This is a genomic window from Microbacterium phoenicis (assembly GCF_047302325.1).
Classification (GTDB): Bacteria; Actinomycetota; Actinomycetes; order Actinomycetales; family Microbacteriaceae; genus Microbacterium.
Map to the genome: position 1 here is coordinate 1536213 of NZ_CP154849.1, position 18408 is coordinate 1554620.

Consider the following 18408-nt stretch of genomic DNA (forward strand, 5'->3'; position numbering starts at 1 on the left):
ATGCCGTCATGCCCTCTCACGTCGCCGTGATCGCAGATATCGTCGGGTCCCGCACCCTGACCGATCGCGCCGGTGCCCAGCGCGCGATCATCGCTTCGTCGCATCAGGTACATGCGGATCACCCGGTCGCCGTCTCCCCGCTCGCCGCCACGGTCGGTGACGAATTCCAGGCGGTGTACCCCGACCTGCCCGCGGCGCTCGCCTCGCTGCTGCTCCTGCAGCTCCACCTCCCGGAGGGCATCCAGCTCAGGTTCGGACTCGGAGTAGGTGCGGTCGATCCCGTCGACGACGGCATCACCGATGGGCCCGGCTGGTGGGCTGCGCGTGCGGCGATCGAGCATGCTCATCGACTGCAGGACCGCGCCGTGCCGCACGCGCGCACGCGCATCGCGACGGAACAGGGACAGGATGCCGTCATGACCGAACGCATCGCCTACGCCAACGCGTACGTTCTCGCGCGCGACGAGCTCGTGTCGGCCATGAGCGGGCGCACCCGCCGACTCACGTACGGCCGGTGCCTCGGACGCACGCAACGGGAGTTGGCGGAGGCGGAAGGGATCACCCAGCCCGCCGTCTCGCAAGCTCTCTCCGCTGCGGGTTCCGCCGCCCTCGTTGCGGGTTTCACCGAGCTGTCGACGGATCCGTCGTGATCGGCGCCGGCATCGTCCTGCTCGGGGTCGGTCTCGCGGACCTCATCCGTCGTCATGCGCCCGCGCGGCTGAGAGCGTTGCTCTACATCGTGGCGTTCCTCCTCGTCCTCGTCGGCGCCTCCGGAGCGGACGCCGCCGTCTGGGCGTTCGCCGCGACCGGTGTCGCCTCCCTATGGGTGATTACGACGCCCGGTTCGACAGGAGGTCGGGCCGGCCTCTGGCCCCTGATCGTCGTCGCGCTGGTCGCACTGGTTGCGGTCGCCGTCATGGGCGTCCGTGACGATCAGGGTCCGCTCGGAGCGATCTGGCCGACCGGCTCCCCGCTCGGCGCGGTGAGTCTCGACGTCGGCGTCTTCGTGATCGGTGCCCTCGCGTTCCTCACCGAGTCGGGCAACGTCGTCGTCCGGGCGGCACTGCGCGGTGGCGAGGTCGCCTCCGACGCCCCGACGATCCTCAGGGGCGGGCGCCTGATCGGCCCGCTCGAGCGCGTCCTGGTGTTCGCATTGACGGTCACCGGCGCGTTCACGCTCCTCGCCGCCGTGCTCGCCGCGAAGGGGATCGTGCGCTTTCCCGAGATCTCGCGCGACACCGATCTCGGCACGCGCGCGGAGTACTTCCTCATCGGCAGTCTCGTCAGCTGGGTGACCGCCCTCGGAGCGGCGTTCCTCCTGTGGTGGGGCACTGCGGCCTGACCCTTGTCGCGGATGCCGGGGTCTGCTTTTCTCTGGTCATGGCGAAAATGGAACACTTCGAGATCCCGGTCGACGACATGCCCCGCGCCCAGGCGTTCTACAAGGACGTGCTCGGCTTCGACTACACCCCGTGGGGCGACGACATGGGGACGATCGAGCAACCCGAGGGCGAGGGCGTGAACGGGGACCTTCACGTGCGGGGCGTGCTGCCGCATCCCACGGTCGTCTTCACGGTCGACCGCATCGAGGACACGGTCGCTCTCGCGGTCGCCGCCGGCGGGGAGCAGATGGGCGAGATCCAGCCCCTCGGCGAACGCTCGCGCTGGGTCTACCTGCGCGACTCCGAGGGGAACGTCATCGGCCTGTACGACGAGGCTGCGGCGGACTGATCAGCCGGAGCCCCGCTGATAGCCTGGAAGACGTGTCTGAATCCGTATCGAGCGCCGATCTGACGGCGCTCGCGCCCGCCAACGACCCGTCTTTCGCCAACGTGTGGGACGAGATCGTCTGGCGCGGCCTCGTGCACGTGTCGACCGACGAAGCGTCGCTTCGCGAACTCCTCTCCGGATCGCCGATCACGTACTACTGCGGCTTCGACCCGACGGCACCGAGCCTTCACCTCGGCAACCTCGTGCAGCTCCTCCTCCTGCGGCGTCTGCAGCTCGCCGGTCACAAGCCGCTCGGGCTCGTGGGCGGGTCCACGGGTCTCATCGGCGATCCTCGGCCGACGGCGGAGCGGACGCTCAACACCCGCGCGACCGTCACCGAGTGGGTCGAGCGGCTGCGCGGCCAGGTGGAACGGTTCCTGAGCTTCGAGGGCGACAACGCCGCGCGACTGGTGAACAACCTCGACTGGACCGCGCCGATGAGCGCGATCGACTTCCTGCGCGAGATCGGCAAGCACTACCGCGTCGGCACGATGCTGAAGAAGGATGCCGTCGCCGCCCGCCTGAACTCCGACGCAGGCATCAGCTACACCGAGTTCAGCTACCAGATCCTGCAGGGGATGGACTACCTGGAGCTGTTCCGCCAGTACGACTGCGTCCTGCAGACCGGTGGCAGCGACCAGTGGGGCAACCTGACGAGTGGGACGGATCTGATCCACCGCGTCGAGGGGACGTCGGTGCACGCCATCGGCACGCCGCTGATCACCAACAGCGACGGGACGAAGTTCGGCAAAAGCGAGGGCAACGCGGTGTGGCTGGATGCCGACATGTGCAGCCCGTACCGGATGTACCAGTTCTGGCTCAACACGGACGATGCCGACGTCATCGCTCGCCTGAAGGTGTTCACGTTCCTGACGCGCGCCGACATCGAGGAGTACGAGCGCCTGGTCACCGACGAGCCCTTCCGGCGCGCGGCCCAGCGTCGTCTCGCGATGGAGGTCACGACCACCGTGCACGGAGTGGATGCCGCGACTGCGGTCGCGGCCGCCTCCGATGCGCTCTTCGGGCAGGGGGATCTCACCTCCCTCGATGCACCCACGCTCCGCTCCGCGCTCGAGGAGTTGCCCCACGTGGCGACGGCCGGAGAGATCCCGGTCGTGCAGGCGCTTCTGGACACCGGCCTGGTGTCCAGCGCGAGCGAGGCGCGACGCGCGATCTCGCAGGGTGGCGTCTCGGTCGACGGGGTCAAGGTCGCCGACGAAGGACACGTCATCACGGGTTCGCTCCCCGGTGGCGTCTCCGTGCTCCGGCGGGGCAAGAAGACGATGGCCGGCGTGTTCGTGTCTTGACGAATGGCCCTCTCCGAGGCCGCTCTTCCCGATCCGTCGGGGGAGCGGCCTCTGTCGTTTGGGCTCCTGATCAGCGCGACACGCCCGGGATGCGGGCGTGATTTGCCGGACCTGCAGGAGCCGCGTAACTTATTACTTGTTCGCCCCACAGGGAAGAGCGAGAGACCGAAAGGCCTCCGGCCCCCTCAAGCGGAGAACCAAATCCATCCCAAACCTCTCCTAGAGAGAACAAGGCCTTGTGGTCTAGGATGGGGACTCCACCTCGAAGCCCCGTGGTGATGAGCCCGTCACGATCTTCTGATCGTTTCGTGCAGTCTCGTTCGGGAGTCGAGCGAAGAGTGTGGCGTTGCCTCACTACGAAGCCCTGCGGGGTGGTGTGGGAGCATCCGATCCTTGAGAACTCAACAGCGTGCACTTGTCAAATGCCAAATAACCTCGATCTCAGTTTTGGCTGAGGTGAGATTCCTTTGGATCAAAGTCCGGCACTTCGGTGTCGGCAATGGATAGTCAGCAATGATTTATCTCTTTGGTCAGTTCAAACTCGCTGCTTCGGCCTATTCCGGTCGTTGTCAGTATTTTTCTTTTACGGAGAGTTTGATCCTGGCTCAGGATGAACGCTGGCGGCGTGCTTAACACATGCAAGTCGAACGGTGAAGCAGAGCTTGCTCTGTGGATCAGTGGCGAACGGGTGAGTAACACGTGAGCAACCTGCCCCTGACTCTGGGATAAGCGCTGGAAACGGCGTCTAATACTGGATATGAGCTGCGATCGCATGGTCAGCAGTTGGAAAGATTTTTCGGTCTGGGATGGGCTCACGGCCTATCAGCTTGTTGGTGAGGTAATGGCTCACCAAGGCGTCGACGGGTAGCCGGCCTGAGAGGGTGACCGGCCACACTGGGACTGAGACACGGCCCAGACTCCTACGGGAGGCAGCAGTGGGGAATATTGCACAATGGGCGAAAGCCTGATGCAGCAACGCCGCGTGAGGGATGACGGCCTTCGGGTTGTAAACCTCTTTTAGCAGGGAAGAAGCGAAAGTGACGGTACCTGCAGAAAAAGCGCCGGCTAACTACGTGCCAGCAGCCGCGGTAATACGTAGGGCGCAAGCGTTATCCGGAATTATTGGGCGTAAAGAGCTCGTAGGCGGTTTGTCGCGTCTGCTGTGAAATCCCGAGGCTCAACCTCGGGTCTGCAGTGGGTACGGGCAGACTAGAGTGCGGTAGGGGAGATTGGAATTCCTGGTGTAGCGGTGGAATGCGCAGATATCAGGAGGAACACCGATGGCGAAGGCAGATCTCTGGGCCGTTACTGACGCTGAGGAGCGAAAGGGTGGGGAGCAAACAGGCTTAGATACCCTGGTAGTCCACCCCGTAAACGTTGGGAACTAGTTGTGGGGTCCATTCCACGGATTCCGTGACGCAGCTAACGCATTAAGTTCCCCGCCTGGGGAGTACGGCCGCAAGGCTAAAACTCAAAGGAATTGACGGGGACCCGCACAAGCGGCGGAGCATGCGGATTAATTCGATGCAACGCGAAGAACCTTACCAAGGCTTGACATATACGAGAACGGGCCAGAAATGGTCAACTCTTTGGACACTCGTAAACAGGTGGTGCATGGTTGTCGTCAGCTCGTGTCGTGAGATGTTGGGTTAAGTCCCGCAACGAGCGCAACCCTCGTTCTATGTTGCCAGCACGTAATGGTGGGAACTCATGGGATACTGCCGGGGTCAACTCGGAGGAAGGTGGGGATGACGTCAAATCATCATGCCCCTTATGTCTTGGGCTTCACGCATGCTACAATGGCCGGTACAAAGGGCTGCAATACCGCGAGGTGGAGCGAATCCCAAAAAGCCGGTCCCAGTTCGGATTGAGGTCTGCAACTCGACCTCATGAAGTCGGAGTCGCTAGTAATCGCAGATCAGCAACGCTGCGGTGAATACGTTCCCGGGTCTTGTACACACCGCCCGTCAAGTCATGAAAGTCGGTAACACCTGAAGCCGGTGGCCCAACCCTTGTGGAGGGAGCCGTCGAAGGTGGGATCGGTAATTAGGACTAAGTCGTAACAAGGTAGCCGTACCGGAAGGTGCGGCTGGATCACCTCCTTTCTAAGGAGCACTGCACTCTTCGGAGTGACAGAGCCGGTTTCGAGACGAATGTTCTCGGCCGGAGCTCATGGGTGGAACATTTGACGAGGCATCAGAGCTTGAGGGTTCTTCCTAGTACTTCACTTCGGTGGATGGAACGGGAGGGTCGGAGGGGTTTGGTGCATGCACGCTGTTGGGTCCTGAGGGACCGGATGGAAGTCCGAACCTCTGGGCCTTTTCTTGTGCCGGCGATGCTGGTGCGGGGGAGGGTACCGCCCGTACTTTGAGAACTACACAGTGGACGCGAGCATCTTGCGAGCTGATCTTTTGATCGGTTCGTGATAGATGATCTTAAAGATCATTAGTCAATTTAAATTGACGATTCAACTCATGTGATTTCAAGTCTTTAAGAGCAAACGGTGGATGCCTTGGCATCTGGAGCCGAAGAAGGACGTAGCAATCTGCGATAAGCCTCGGGGAACTGATAAGCAAGTTTTGATCCGAGGATGTCCGAATGGGGAAACCCCGCTGGGCGGCGTGCCGACCTAGTGACTCCCGCCTGAATATATAGGGCGGGTAGAGGGAACGTGGGGAAGTGAAACATCTCAGTACCCACAGGAAGAGAAAGCAACCGCGATTCCGTTAGTAGTGGCGAGCGAAACCGGAACAGGCTAAACCGAGTACGTGTGATATCCGGCAGGAGTTGCGTATTCGGGGTTGTGGGACTTTTCAGATAGTTCTGCCGAACTGTCGGCGTTACAAGAAGGTATAGACGAACCGCATTGAAAGGCGGGTCATAGAGGGTGCCAACCCCGTAGTCGAAATGCTTCTCTTGACGCGAAGAGTATCCCAAGTAGCACGGGGCCCGAGAAATCCCGTGTGAATCTGTCAGGACCACCTGATAAGCCTAAATACTCCCAGATGACCGATAGCGGACAAGTACCGTGAGGGAAAGGTGAAAAGTACCCCGGGAGGGGAGTGAAATAGTACCTGAAACCGTTTGCTTACAAACCGTTGGAGCCTCCTTAGTAGGGGTGACAGCGTGCCTTTTGAAGAATGAGCCTGCGAGTTAGCGATATGTGGCGAGGTTAACCCGTGTGGGGTAGCCGTAGCGAAAGCGAGTCTGAATAGGGCGATTCAGTCGCATGTCCTAGACCCGAAGCGAAGTGATCTATCCATGGCCAGGTTGAAGCGACGGTAAGACGTCGTGGAGGACCGAACCCACTTAGGTTGAAAACTGAGGGGATGAGCTGTGGATAGGGGTGAAAGGCCAATCAAACTTCGTGATAGCTGGTTCTCTCCGAAATGCATTTAGGTGCAGCGTTGCGTGTTTCTTGCCGGAGGTAGAGCTACTGGATGGCCGATGGGCCCTACAAGGTTACTGACGTCAGCCAAACTCCGAATGCCGGTAAGTGAGAGCGCAGCAGTGAGACTGTGGGGGATAAGCTTCATAGTCGAGAGGGAAACAACCCAGACCACCAACTAAGGTCCCAAAGCGCGTGCTAAGTGGGAAAGGATGTGGAGTTGCTGTGACAACCAGGAGGTTGGCTTAGAAGCAGCCACCCTTGAAAGAGTGCGTAATAGCTCACTGGTCAAGTGATTCCGCGCCGACAATGTAACGGGGCTCAAGCACGCCACCGAAGTTGTGGCATTGACATTATTGGTAGGCCTTCGTGGTCCAGCCGTGTTGATGGGTAGGAGAGCGTCGTGTGGCCAGCGAAGCGGCGGTGTGAACCAGCCGTGGAGGCTACACGAGTGAGAATGCAGGCATGAGTAGCGAAAGACGTGTGAGAAACACGTCCTCCGAAAGACCAAGGGTTCCAGGGTCAAGCTAATCTTCCCTGGGTAAGTCGGGACCTAAGGCGAGGCCGACAGGCGTAGTCGATGGACAACGGGTTGATATTCCCGTACCGGCGAAGAACCGCCCAAGCTAATCCAGTGGTGCTAAGAGTCCTAACCCGGCTGAGTGGATCCCTTCGGGGTGAAGCCGGCCGGTCTAACGCTCGACCCCGTTCTGGTGCGGCTAGCGTATTAACAGGTGTGACGCAGGAAGGTAGCCCAACCCGGGCGATGGTTGTCCCGGGGCAAGTGCGTAGGCCGAGAGGTAGGCAAATCCGTCTCTCACAGAGGCTGAGACACGATGCGGATAAAAAGTGGGTGATCCTATGCTGCCAAGAAAAGCATCGACGCGAGGTTCTAGCTGCCCGTACCCCAAACCGACTCAGGTGGTCAGGTAGAGAATACCAAGGAGATCGAGAGAATCGTGGTTAAGGAACTCGGCAAAATGCCCCCGTAACTTCGGGAGAAGGGGGGCCTTCCGCTTATTAGGATTTACTCCGAAAGGGCGTGGAGGCCGCAGAGACTAGTGGGTAGCGACTGTTTACTAAAAACACAGGTCCGTGCCAAGTCGCAAGACGATGTATACGGACTGACGCCTGCCCGGTGCTGGAAGGTTAAGAGGACCGGTTAGCCGCAAGGCGAAGCTGAGAATTTAAGCCCCAGTAAACGGCGGTGGTAACTATAACCATCCTAAGGTAGCGAAATTCCTTGTCGGGTAAGTTCCGACCTGCACGAATGGCGTAACGACTTCCCAACTGTCTCAACCGCGAACTCGGCGAAATTGCATTACGAGTAAAGATGCTCGTTACGCGCAGCAGGACGGAAAGACCCCGTGACCTTTACTACAGCTTGGTATTGGTGTTCGGTGTGGCTTGTGTAGGATAGGTGGGAGACTTTGAAGCGGTGACGCCAGTTACCGTGGAGTCATTGTTGAAATACCACTCTGGTCACTCTGGATATCTAACTTCGAACCGTAATCCGGTTCAGGGACAGTGCCTGGTGGGTAGTTTAACTGGGGCGGTTGCCTCCCAAAAAGTAACGGAGGCGCCCAAAGGTTCCCTCAACCTGGTTGGCAATCAGGTGGCGAGTGTAAGTGCACAAGGGAGCTTGACTGTGAGACTGACAGGTCGAGCAGGGACGAAAGTCGGGACTAGTGATCCGGCAGTGGCTTGTGGAAGCGCTGTCGCTCAACGGATAAAAGGTACCTCGGGGATAACAGGCTGATCTTGCCCAAGAGTCCATATCGACGGCATGGTTTGGCACCTCGATGTCGGCTCGTCGCATCCTGGGGCTGGAGTAGGTCCCAAGGGTTGGGCTGTTCGCCCATTAAAGCGGTACGCGAGCTGGGTTTAGAACGTCGTGAGACAGTTCGGTCCCTATCCGCTGCGCGCGTAGGAAATTTGAGAGGATCTGACCCTAGTACGAGAGGACCGGGTTGGACGAACCTCTGGTGTGCCAGTTGTTCTGCCAAGAGCACCGCTGGTTAGCTACGTTCGGGATGGATAACCGCTGAAAGCATCTAAGCGGGAAGCCGGCCTCAAGATGAGATTTCCATACCTTCGGGTGAGAGGCTCCCAGCCAGACTACTGGGTTGATAGGCCGGATGTGGAAGCGTGGTAACACGTGAAGCTGACCGGTACTAATAAGCCGATGACTTGATAACACACCGTTTAGGTGCTTGCGTCCACTGAGTGGTTCTCGATGTACGGTCGAGAACCGCATAACGAATAATCGTTGTGCAGACTGAAACATCAATAGTGTTTCGGCGGCCATAGCGTGAGGGAAACGCCCGGTTACATTCCGAACCCGGAAGCTAAGCCTCACAGCGCCGATGGTACTGCAGGGGGGACCCTGTGGGAGAGTAGGACACCGCCGGACTTCTTTCGTGAAATGGCCACCCAGAGTTGGGTGGCCATTTCTCGTTAACGCGTTTGTGAGAGGACAGAGAGATGACGGACGAGCAGCGCCCAGAAAAGTCGGGCGGCAAACGGAAGTTCACACCTGCTTCCTCGAGCTCACGCGACGAGCGGTCGCGGGATCGCGGACGCCCGTCGGGTGGCGATGGCGACCGTCGCTCTTCCGAACGCCGCGACAGCGAGCGCGGTTCCCAGCCGCGGCGTGACGGTGACCGCCCGTCGTACCCCAAGCGTGATCGTGAGCGTCGTCCGTACGAGAAGCGTGACGGTGACCGTCCGTCCTACCCGCGCCGCGACGGTGACCGCTCGTCGTACCCGAAGCGAGATGGCGAGCGTCGTCCGTACGAGAAGCGTGACGGCGAGCGACGTCCCTACGAGAAGCGTGACGGTGACCGTCCGTCCTACCCGCGCCGTGACGGTGACCGTCCGTCGTACCCCAAGCGTGACGGCGACCGTCGTCCGAATCAGAATCGTGACGGCGACCGTCGTCCGAATCAGAATCGTGACGGCGACCGTCGTCCGTACGAGAAGCGTGACGGTGACCGTCCGTCGTACCCGCGTCGTGACGGTGACCGTCCGTCGTACCCGCGTCGTGACGGTGACCGTCCGTCATACCCGCGGCGCGATGGGGAGCGGCGGTCTTCGCGGCCGCCGCAGGACTCGGACCGTCGGAGCATGCCGGCAGGCCCGGTCGTTCCCGATGAGGTCACGGCACGCGATCTCAACGGTGCTGCGCGCAACGAGCTGAAGACCCTCAGCAAGGACAACGCCGAGCAGGTTGCGCGGCACCTCGCCATGGCCGCCCGTCTCATCGATGAAGACCCGACCCTGGCCCACCAGCACGCCCTGGCGGCATCCCGCAGCGCCGGTCGCATCGCCGTGGTCCGCGAGACCGTCGCGATCACGGCCTACGCCGTCGGAGACTTCGCCCTCGCCCTGCGCGAGCTGCGGACGTTCCGCCGGATCTCCGGTCGAGACGACCAGATCGCCCTGATGGTCGACAGCGAGCGTGGTGTCGGTCGCCCCGACCGCGCGCTCGAGGTCGGACGTGCCGTCGACCGTGCTTCCCTGCCGACCGACGTCCGTGTCGAACTCGCGATCGCGATGTCGGGCGCCCGTCTCGACCTCGGTCAACCCGACCGTGCCCTCCAGGAACTCGACATTCCCGAACTCGATCCGGACACGGCGTTCCCGTGGAGCCCCGGACTGTTCGCGGCGCGCGCCGCCGTCCTCGAAGAGCTTGGTCAGAACGACGAGGCCGCCCAGTGGCAGCGTCGTGCCGACATCGCCGCTGCGGCGCTGGGTGAGATCGATGCCGACTCGGAGACGATCGAGATCGACGAGGTCGATGAGATCGAGCTCGGCGAAGAGATCGAGGACCCGGCCGACGACGCCGGTGGCGACGACGTCGACGACGAACCGGCATCCGTTCAGGAGGACGACGAGGAGGAGCGCTCCTGATGGGACTCTTCTCCCGCACGCGTCCCACGCCTCTCGGCGGTGTCGATCTGGTCCTGGCGGATCTCGACGGTGTCGTCTACGCCGGTGACGCGGCGATCCCGCACGCCGTAGAGAGTCTGACCGCATCGCGCCGGGACCGTCCGCTCGCGTACATCACGAACAACGCCTCCCGTCGTGACAGTGTCGTGGCCGGACACCTCACGGAGCTCGGTCTCGCGACCGAGCCGCACGAGGTCGTCACCAGTCCGCAGGCTGCCGTCCGGCTGCTGCGCGACAAGGTCCCCTCGGGGGCCACCATCCTCGTCGTCGGCGGCGACGGGCTCGTCTTCGAGCTCGAGAAGGCCGGCTACTCGGTCACCCGGAGCGCGGACGATCGTCCCGCCGCTGTGGTTCAGGGCTTCGCTCCCGAGGTGGGCTGGGCGCAGCTCGCCGAGGCCGCATACGCGCTCGCTCTCCCCGAAGAGGAGGGCGGCATCCCCTGGATCGCCACGAACACCGACTGGACGATCCCGCAGGCACGCGGCATCGCGCCGGGCAACGGCACTCTCGTCTCCGCGGTGCACACGGCTGTGGGACGACTGGCCACCGTCGCGGGAAAGCCCGAGCGCCCCATCTTCGACGAGGCGGTCGCGCGGTTCGGGGCGCGGCATCCGCTCTTTATCGGCGACCGACTTGACACCGACATCGCCGGCGCGCAGGCCGCGGAGATCGACTCCGTCCTGGTGCTCACCGGGATCGACCGACCCAAGCACGTCCTGGCCGCGCCGAACTCCTCGAGGCCGACCTACATCGTCGGCGACTTGAGAGAGCTCCACGAGCCGTACCCCGAGACGATCGTGAAGGGCGACGTGACCACCGTCGGCTCCGCCTCGGTGCGGATCGACGGGCCGGACGTGCACATCGTCGCCGAGGGTGATCGTCCGATCGATCTCGTGCGCGCCGGCGCCGCGGCGATCTGGGGCACCGGACGGGCGATCTACGGCTTCCGGGTGCCCGAGCGGCTCTACGCCGACCCGTTCCACCGACGCTGACGACAGCGCCGCCGCGTTCACGTCCGCGGTCCTCCGCGCCGCGTAGGGTGGGGGACATGTCGATGGATGCCGCTGACGGCGACGCACGCCGCGAGGACCTGCTCTCGACGCTCGAAGTGATCGAGGATCAGCCGCTGGGGGAGCGCGCGGCCGCGTACGCGCTGCTGCACGACGAGCTCGCGAAGCGTCTCGAATCGGGTCCGCGCGACCCGAACGCATGAGCAGCCGGCTCGACGCGGCCGTGGCCGCACGCGGTCTCGCGCGCAGCCGCACGCATGCGGCTCAGCTCATCGACGCGGGACTGGTCAGCGTCGACGGTCAGCCCGTCGTGAAGGCCTCGGTCAAGGTCGGCGACGAACAGCACATCGAGGTCGCGGCATCCGACCACTACGTCAGCCGCGCCGCCCACAAGCTCCTGGCCGCCCTCGACGCGTTCGAAGTCGACCCGGGCGGGCGCGTCGCGCTCGACATGGGAGCCTCGACGGGAGGCTTCACCCAGGTGCTCGTCGAGCGCGGCGCCGCACGGGTGCTCGCCGTCGATGTGGGACACGGGCAACTCGCGGCGGAGGTCGCCGCCCTTCCCGAGGTGGCCGTGGTCGAAGGCTTCAACGTACGGCACATGACGCCCGCGTCCCTCGCCGAGGCGAGCGGCGTCGCCGACGTGCCGACCCTCGTGACAGGGGACCTCTCGTTCATCTCGCTCACGCACGTCCTCCCCGCAGCGGCGGCTGTGTGCGCTGCGGCATCCGATCTCGTCCTGCTCGTCAAGCCGCAGTTCGAAGTGGGCCGCACCGGCGTCCGGGAGGGTCTGGTGACGGATGCCGGGCGCCGGGCGGACGCTGTGGCGACCGTTCTGTGGTCGGCGTGGGATGCCGGCCTCGGGACGCACGGGGTGATCGCGTCGCCGATCGCCGGGACCCACGGCAACCGCGAGTTCCTCATCCACCTGCGACCCGGGACGACCGACGACGTCAATCCGACACAATGGTTGGACACCGTGAACCGACTGGCGGGAGCCGCATGACCGACGCGACGCGCAACATCCTCGTGGTGGCGCACGCGCTGCGTGAGAACACCGTGGCCGGCGCCCGGCGCGTCGTCGCCGCCGTCCACGCGGCGGGGCTGCGCCCCGTGGTTCCGGGCGACGACCCCGAGCTCGCGGCTGCGCTCGGCGACCTCGACACGGCGATCCTCGGCGAAGGCGGCATCGAGGTCGACGACATCGAGATCGCGATCGTCCTCGGCGGTGACGGCACGATCCTGCGCGCGGCCGAGCTGGTGCGCGCGGCATCCGTTCCCCTCCTGGGCGTCAACATGGGCCACGTCGGTTTCCTCGCCGAGCTCGAAGCGGACGACGTCGACGAGGCGATCGGCCGCGCCCTCGCCCGCGACTACGAGATCCACGAGCGGATGACGCTGTCGGTCGAGGTCCGTGACGCCGACGGAAGTGTCGTCTACTCCACGTGGGCGCTCAACGAGGCGACCGTCGAGAAGGCGTCTCGGGAGCGCATGCTCGAGGTCATGATCGAGATCGACGGCCGGCCGCTGTCGTCCTTCGGGTGCGACGGTGTCGTCGTCGCGACCCCCACCGGGTCGACGGCATACAACTTCTCAGCCGGCGGCCCCGTCGTCTGGCCGTCGGTGCAGGCGCTCTGCCTCGTGCCGCTGTCGGCGCACGCCCTGTTCGCCCGGCCGCTCGTGCTCGGTCCCGAGACGTCCGTCTCGCTCGACGTGCTCGAGCGCAACCAGGGCCGGGGCGTCCTGTGGTGCGACGGGCGACGCTCGCACGATCTGCCGCCCGGCGCACGTGTCGTCGTCGGGCGATCGATGCAGCCCGTGCGCCTGGCGCGCCTGCATCGGTCCGTGTTCACCGACCGCCTGGTCCGCAAGTTCCAGCTCCCCATCGCGGGGTGGCGAGGTGACCCGGAGGCCGTGCTGTGATCGAGCAGATCCGCCTGCGCGACCTCGGAGTGATCGCGGGGGCGACGTTGCCGATCGGTCCGGGCTTCACCGCGATCACGGGTGAGACCGGCGCCGGCAAGACGATGGTGGTCACGGGTCTCGGCCTTCTCCTCGGAGCGCGGGCGGACTCCGGCGCCGTGCGCGCCGGAGCGGATCAGGCAGCGGTCGACGGCGTGTGGATCGTCCCGGAGGCCGGCGCTGTCGTCGAACGGGTCCGGGATGCCGGGGGGGACATCGAACCGCTCGGCGACGGACGGGCGGAGCTTTACCTCGGTCGCACGCTGTCGAGCGAGGGTCGCAGTCGTGCCACCGTCGGCGGCCGGACGGCGCCCGCGGGTGTGCTCGCAGACCTCGCGGACCAGCTCGTCGTCGTCCACGGTCAGTCCGACCAGCTCCGGTTGACCTCGGCCGCCGCACAGCGCGACGCGCTCGACCGGTTCGGCGGTGCCGAGATCGCGACGGCGCTCGAAAGGTACCGCGTCGTGTGGGATGCCTGGCGGAACGCGGCGGCAGAGCTCGAGACGTTGACGACCGAGCAGAGCGCGCGTGCGCGTGAGGCGGAGGAACTCCGGGGCGCGATCGACGCGATCGAAGCGGTCGACCCGCAGCCCGGCGAGGACGTCGAGCTGACGCAGCGCGCCGACCGCCTGGCGAACGTCGAAGAACTGCGGATGGCTGCGGCCACCGCGCACACGGCACTCTCGAACGAGGACGACCTGCCCGACGTGCAGGAGCTCCTCGCCGAGGCTCGACGCGCCCTCGAGCGCGCTGCCGGTACCGACGAGGTGCTGCGAGCGCACGCTGCCGCGATCGAAGAGCTCGGCTACCGGGTCGCCGACATCGCGGGGGAGCTCAGCGGGTATCTCGCCGACCTCGACGAGGGCGGTCCGCACGAGCTCGCGGCGGTCGAAGAGCGACGGGCCGCACTGGGCGCTCTCATCCGGGTCCATGGTTCGCTGGACGAGGCCATCGGGCTGCTCGCCACGGGCTCGGCCCGCCTCACCGAGCTCGACGACGACGGGGACCGCATCGAGCGGCTCTCCGCCGAACGCGATCGGCTCCGCGACCAACTCGACGCGCGCGCCGCCGACCTGACGGCGGCGCGGCGAGCCGCGGCATCCCGTCTCGGGGACGCCGTCACCGACGAGCTCCGTCACCTCGCCCTTCCGGACGCACGGCTGACGGTCGCCGTCGACCCCGGCTCCGAGGCAGCTCACGGCCGCGATGTGGTGACGATCCAGCTCGCGCCGCACCCCGGGGCGTCCCCTCGTCCGGTCGCCCGCGGCGCGTCCGGTGGCGAGCTCAGCCGTGTCATGCTCGCGATCGAGGTCGTGATCGCGGGGACCGATCCCGTTCCGACCTTCGTCTTCGACGAGGTGGATGCCGGTATCGGCGGCGCCGCGGCGATCGAGGTCGGCCGCCGGCTCGCGAAACTCGCCGAGACGAGTCAGGTCATCGCCGTCACCCACCTGGCGCAGGTGGCCGCCTTCGCCGGCAACCACCTGTCGGTGGTCAAGTCGAACGACGGATCCGTCACCGCGTCGAGCGTGCGCCGCCTCGAGGGGGATGAGCGCGCAGCCGAGATGGCGCGGCTCCTGTCGGGCATGGCTGATTCGGATGCGGCACTGGGGCACGCGCGCGAACTGCTCGAGCTCGGACGCGCTCGCTGAGACGCCGGCCGGAGCGACACCCGGGGTGGGCTCCGGGCCGGGCGCTCAGCAGGGCTGATAGAGTGAAAGCCCGTGACGGACTCTTCGGGCGCGGGACGCAAAAACAACGACATCACCAAGCACATCTTCGTGACGGGTGGTGTCGTTTCGTCTCTCGGCAAGGGTTTGACCGCCGCCAGCCTCGGTAACCTCCTCACCGCGCGCGGCCTGCGCGTCGTGATGCAGAAGCTCGACCCGTACCTGAACGTCGACCCGGGCACGATGAACCCGTTCCAGCACGGCGAGGTCTTCGTGACCGACGACGGCGCCGAGACCGACCTCGACATCGGGCACTACGAGCGCTTCCTCGACATCGAGCTGAGCCAGGCGGCGAACGTCACGACCGGCCAGATCTACTCCGAGGTCATCGCCAAGGAGCGCCGCGGCGAGTACCTGGGCGACACCGTCCAGGTGATCCCGCACATCTCCGACGAGATCAAGCGGCGCATGCGCCTGCAGGCGAGCGAAGAGCCCCGCCCCGACGTGATCATCACCGAGGTCGGCGGCACGGTCGGCGACATCGAGTCGCAGCCGTTCATCGAGTCGGCGCGCCAGATCCGCCACGAGCTCGGCCGCGACAACGTCTTCTTCGTGCACGTCTCGCTGGTGCCGTTCATGGGCGCCTCGGGTGAGCAGAAGACCAAACCGACGCAGCACTCGGTCGCGATGCTGCGCTCCATCGGCATCCAGCCCGACGCTCTCGTCCTGCGCAGCGACCGCCCCGTCACCGAGTCGAACAAGCGCAAGATCGCGCTCATGTGCGACGTCGACGAGGACGCGGTCATCAACACCGTCGACCTGCCGAGCATCTACGACATCCCCTCGACGCTCAGCGACCAGGGGCTCGACGCGTACATCGTGCGGCGCTTGGGCCTCGATGCCAAGGCGGGCGACATCGACTGGACCCGCTGGAACAAGGTCCTGAATGCGGTCCACAACCCTAAGCACGAGGTGACCGTCGGTCTCGTCGGCAAGTACATCGACCTGCCCGACGCGTACCTCTCGGTCACCGAGGCCCTGAAGGCGGGCGGGTTCGCGCAGGAGACCAAGGTCCAGATCGTGTGGATCCCCTCGGACCTGTGCGAAACGCCCGAGGGTGCCGCGAAGGCACTGTCGGCCGTCGACGGGATCGTCATCCCCGGTGGCTTCGGCATCCGCGGCATCGAGGGCAAGGTGGGGGCGCTGAAGTTCGCCCGCGAGCAGGGGCTGCCGACGCTCGGCATCTGCCTCGGCCTGCAGTGCATGGTCATCGAGTACGCGCGCCACGTCGCCGGTATCGAGGACGCGTCCTCGAGCGAGTTCGACCCGGAGACGCCGCACCCGGTCATCGCGACCATGGCGGAGCAGGTCGACATCCTCGACCGCGGCGACATGGGCGGCACGATGCGTCTCGGCCTCTACGAGGCTGCACTGGCCGAGGGCTCGCTCGCCGCGGAGCTCTACGGCTCGAGCCGTGCCACCGAACGTCACCGTCACCGCTACGAGGTCAACAACGCCTACCGCCATCAGATCGCGGACGCGGGTCTCTGGTTCTCGGGCCTGAATCCCGACCTCGATCTCGTCGAGTACGTCGAGCTGCCGCGCGACGTGCACCCGTACTACATCGCGACCCAGGCGCACCCCGAGCTCCGCTCGCGGCCGACCGAGGCGAACCCGCTCTTCCGGGGACTCATCGCCGCGGCTCTCGACCGGCACCGCGCGAGCGAGCTGTTCGACGTCGAGAACGAGGACTGACGCATGACGGATGCCGCGCCTCTGCAGGACGACGCCGTCGCCGTTCGTGTGACGCAGACCGAGACGGTCTTCGAGGGGCACGTCTGGAACCTCCGCCGCGACGAGTTCGCCTACGGCGACGGGTCGATCGTCCGCGAGTACGTCGACCACTCCGGTGCCGTAGCCGTCCTGGCACTCGACGACGACGGTCGCGTCCTCCTCATCCGTCAGTACCGTCACCCGGTCGGCTTCCGCGATTGGGAGATCCCGGCAGGCCTGCTGGACGTGCCGGGGGAGGACCCCCTCGAAGCCGCGAAGCGCGAGCTCGCCGAGGAGGCGGACCTGACCGCGGAGCGGTGGGACGTGCTCTCGGACTTCTTCACGAGCCCCGGCGGCAGCGACGAGGCGATCCGCATCTACCTGGCCCGCGGGCTCGCGGCGACGCCCGAAGCCTTCGCCCGCACCGAGGAGGAAGCGGACATCGAGGTGCGGTGGGCGGCGCTGGATGAGGTCGTCGACGCGGTCCTGGCTCGGAAGCTCCAGAACCCGTCGCTCGTCATCGCGGCCCTCGCCGCCGCTGCCGGCCGCTCCCGCGACTGGACGACGCTCGGCGCCGCCGACGCGCCGTGGCCGGGACGCTCGCGTCCCGTGGGCGCGGACCGACCGCAGGGCTGAGGCGCCGTGAGGCTCGCGCGCGCCGTCGACGCGTTCCTCCGGCACATCACCATCGAGCGCGGACTGTCGGCGCACACCGTCGCGGCCTACCGTCGCGACCTCGCCGGGTACCTGGCGTGGCTCGATGAGCGCGGTGTCGAGGACACGGATGCCGTGACGGGGGAGCTCGTCACCGGGTTCGCGGCGGAACGCGCGGCATCCGATCCACCGCCTGCGTCGACGTCGTTGGCGCGGCTGCAGTCCGCCATCCGCAGCTTTCACAGGTTCCTCGCGCGCGAGGGCATCGTGACGGATGACCCGACGACGAAGCTCCGGCCTCCCAAGGCGCCGATGCGCCTCCCGAAGGCGTTGCCCGTCAAGGACGTCCTCCGGCTGTTGGATGCCGCAGGCCCCGCGCCCGAGGATGCCGCACCCGGCGACCTCGTCGGCCTGCGTGATCGCGCGCTGCTCGAGCTCCTGTACGCGACGGGTGCGCGCGTGTCGGAGATCGTCGATCTGGACGTCGACGATCTGATGCACGGCGAGGTCCTGCGGGTGCGTGGCAAGGGGTCGAAGGAACGCATCGTCCCCGTGGGGTCGTACGCGCGGGCGTCGGTGGACGCCTACCTCACCCGCGCGAGGCCGGAGCTCTCGCGCCGGGGTCGCGCGACACCGCGCGCCTTCCTCGGGGCCCGGGGCGCTCCGCTGTCGCGCCAGAGCGCGTGGCTCGTGATCCAGCAGGCCGCAGAGCGGGCGGGGATCACCGCGCACGTCTCTCCGCACACCCTCCGGCACTCGTTCGCGACGCACCTGCTGCAGGGCGGCGCCGACGTCCGCGTCGTCCAGGAACTCCTCGGTCACGCCTCGGTCGCCACGACGCAGATCTACACCCACGTCACGGTCGATGCGCTCCGCGACGTGTATCTCACCTCGCACCCGCGCGCGAGATGACTCCGGGTGCC

General features: G+C 65.4%; 14 protein-coding genes and 3 rRNA genes. All 17 read left to right on the forward strand.

Going from position 1 to position 18408, the window contains the following annotated elements; translation table 11 throughout:
- The first annotated feature begins 8 nt into the window (after nt 1–8).
- The 17 genes from ABCU91_RS07535 to xerD all read left to right on the forward strand — a co-directional run bounded on the left by ABCU91_RS07535 (nt 9) and on the right by xerD (nt 18397).
- Nucleotides 9–650, forward strand: coding sequence for a SatD family protein (locus tag ABCU91_RS07535; RefSeq protein ID WP_413353296.1), 642 nt, complete (start codon nt 9–11; stop codon nt 648–650).
- The gene (locus ABCU91_RS07540) at nt 647–1342 is read left to right on the forward strand and encodes a hypothetical protein (protein WP_413353297.1); all 696 of its coding nucleotides are present in this window, start codon (nt 647–649) and stop codon (nt 1340–1342) included. Before ABCU91_RS07535 ends, ABCU91_RS07540 begins: the two co-directional genes overlap by 4 nt.
- A 38-nt stretch (nt 1343–1380) precedes the next feature.
- Entirely contained in the window at nt 1381–1731 is a 351-nt protein-coding gene (locus ABCU91_RS07545; RefSeq protein WP_406922210.1) for a VOC family protein, read from the forward strand.
- A 32-nt stretch (nt 1732–1763) separates the two neighbouring features.
- On the forward strand, nt 1764–3077 hold the full coding sequence (tyrS, locus tag ABCU91_RS07550; RefSeq protein ID WP_413353298.1) for a tyrosine--tRNA ligase: 1314 nt from the start codon (nt 1764–1766) through the stop codon (nt 3075–3077).
- 582 nt (nt 3078–3659) lie between these two features.
- Nucleotides 3660–5182: ribosomal RNA gene (locus tag ABCU91_RS07555) — 16S ribosomal RNA — on the forward strand.
- Nucleotides 5183–5557: 375 nt separating this feature from the next.
- Nucleotides 5558–8663: ribosomal RNA gene (locus ABCU91_RS07560) — 23S ribosomal RNA — on the forward strand.
- Between the two features lie 98 nt (nt 8664–8761).
- A 5S ribosomal RNA gene (rrf, locus tag ABCU91_RS07565) occupies nt 8762–8878 on the forward strand.
- Together the 16S, 23S and 5S rRNA genes form the textbook arrangement of a ribosomal RNA operon.
- Before the next feature lie 183 nt (nt 8879–9061).
- Entirely contained in the window at nt 9062–9664 is a 603-nt protein-coding gene (locus ABCU91_RS07570; RefSeq protein ID WP_413353299.1) for a hypothetical protein, read from the forward strand.
- Nucleotides 9592–10377 (forward strand): hypothetical protein, encoded by a 786-nt coding sequence (locus ABCU91_RS07575; protein ID WP_413353300.1) that lies wholly within the window; start codon nt 9592–9594, stop codon nt 10375–10377. The genes ABCU91_RS07570 and ABCU91_RS07575 overlap by 73 nt, the downstream gene beginning before the upstream one ends.
- Entirely contained in the window at nt 10377–11408 is a 1032-nt protein-coding gene (locus ABCU91_RS07580) for an HAD-IIA family hydrolase (RefSeq protein ID WP_413353301.1), read from the forward strand. The genes ABCU91_RS07575 and ABCU91_RS07580 overlap by 1 nt, the downstream gene beginning before the upstream one ends.
- A gap of 56 nt (nt 11409–11464) precedes the next feature.
- Nucleotides 11465–11629, forward strand: coding sequence for a hypothetical protein (locus tag ABCU91_RS07585; protein WP_157681063.1), 165 nt, complete (start codon nt 11465–11467; stop codon nt 11627–11629).
- Nucleotides 11626–12432 (forward strand): TlyA family RNA methyltransferase, encoded by an 807-nt coding sequence (locus tag ABCU91_RS07590; protein WP_413353302.1) that lies wholly within the window; start codon nt 11626–11628, stop codon nt 12430–12432. Before ABCU91_RS07585 ends, ABCU91_RS07590 begins: the two co-directional genes overlap by 4 nt.
- The gene (locus ABCU91_RS07595) at nt 12429–13349 is read left to right on the forward strand and encodes an NAD kinase (RefSeq protein WP_413353303.1); all 921 of its coding nucleotides are present in this window, start codon (nt 12429–12431) and stop codon (nt 13347–13349) included. The genes ABCU91_RS07590 and ABCU91_RS07595 overlap by 4 nt, the downstream gene beginning before the upstream one ends.
- Nucleotides 13346–15040 carry a DNA repair protein RecN gene (recN, locus tag ABCU91_RS07600; RefSeq protein ID WP_413353304.1) on the forward strand — a complete coding sequence of 565 codons (1695 nt, stop codon included), beginning with the start codon at nt 13346–13348 and terminating at the stop codon, nt 15038–15040. The genes ABCU91_RS07595 and recN overlap by 4 nt, the downstream gene beginning before the upstream one ends.
- Nucleotides 15041–15112: 72 nt before the next feature.
- Nucleotides 15113–16813: a CTP synthase gene (locus ABCU91_RS07605; protein WP_413353305.1), complete on the forward strand. Its 1701-nt coding sequence runs from the start codon at nt 15113–15115 to the stop codon at nt 16811–16813.
- A 3-nt stretch (nt 16814–16816) separates the two neighbouring features.
- Complete coding sequence (locus tag ABCU91_RS07610) at nt 16817–17467, forward strand: NUDIX domain-containing protein (RefSeq protein WP_413353306.1); 651 nt, start codon at nt 16817–16819, stop codon at nt 17465–17467.
- Between the two features lie 6 nt (nt 17468–17473).
- Complete coding sequence (gene xerD, locus ABCU91_RS07615) at nt 17474–18397, forward strand: site-specific tyrosine recombinase XerD (RefSeq protein WP_413353307.1); 924 nt, start codon at nt 17474–17476, stop codon at nt 18395–18397.
- The last annotated feature ends 11 nt before the right edge of the window (nt 18398–18408 follow it).